Annotated in this window: 1 protein-coding gene; it reads left to right on the top strand. The window is 76.8% G+C overall.

The window, feature by feature from the left end; genetic code table 11:
- Positions 1 to 797 (top strand): glycosyltransferase family 4 protein (locus AC5LUJ_RS01430; protein ID WP_493464349.1); only part of this gene is annotated, 797 nt, incomplete at both ends.

Raw genomic sequence — 797 nt, 5'->3', positions numbered from 1 at the left:
GCCCTCCTCGGCGGAGCCGGCGTCCAGGACGCTGCGTGCCCGGCTCGGCGCGGCCCCCGGCGACACCCTCGTCCTCTACATCGGCGCCCATGGCATCTCCCAGGGGCTGGTCTCGGTGGTGGACGCCGCGGCCGAGCTTGCCCGGGATCCGGTGCACGTCGCCCTCGTCGGCGAGGGAGCCGACCGCGGGCGGGTCGCCGACCGGGTCGCCGAGCTCGGGCTCACCAACGTCACCATGCTGCCCGCAGTCGACCGCGACGAGGTGCCGGCCATCGTCGCCGCGGCCGACATCTGCCTGGTCCCGCTGCGGGACGTGCCGCTGTTCGCCACCTTCATCCCGTCGAAGATGTTCGAGCTGCTCGCCGCCGGCCGGCCGGTCATCGGCGCGCTCGCCGGTGAGGCCGCCCGGATCCTCTCCGAGGCGGGCGGGGTCGTCGTCCCGCCCGAGAACCCGTCGGAACTGGCCCGGGCGATCCGCCTCCTGGCCGCGGACCCGGCCCGGCGCGCCGCCATGGGCGCACAGGGCCGGGCCTGTGTGGTGGCGCGTTTCGACCGGCGGGTGCTCGCCCGCCGCTACCGTCACCTCCTCGAGGAGGTGACGGGCCGTGCCATCACCGTTCCGCGACAGCGCCCACAGCCCTCGGAGGACACCACCGAACTGCACTGGCCACCGGTGCCACCGCCCCGACCGGCTGCCGAGCCGCGCCGGCCAGCGGACAAGCCGTCCCAGCCCGTGGCCGAGCCGCTCCGTCCGGCACCTCTGCCGCCCCCGCCGGCGGGCGGGGCAGCAGGGACGG

The sequence above is a fragment of the Protofrankia sp. CiP1_Cm_nod3 genome, from assembly GCF_982290655.1.
Note: the sequence above shows the minus strand (reverse complement) of the source record. Positions and strands in the feature narration are given on the sequence as shown.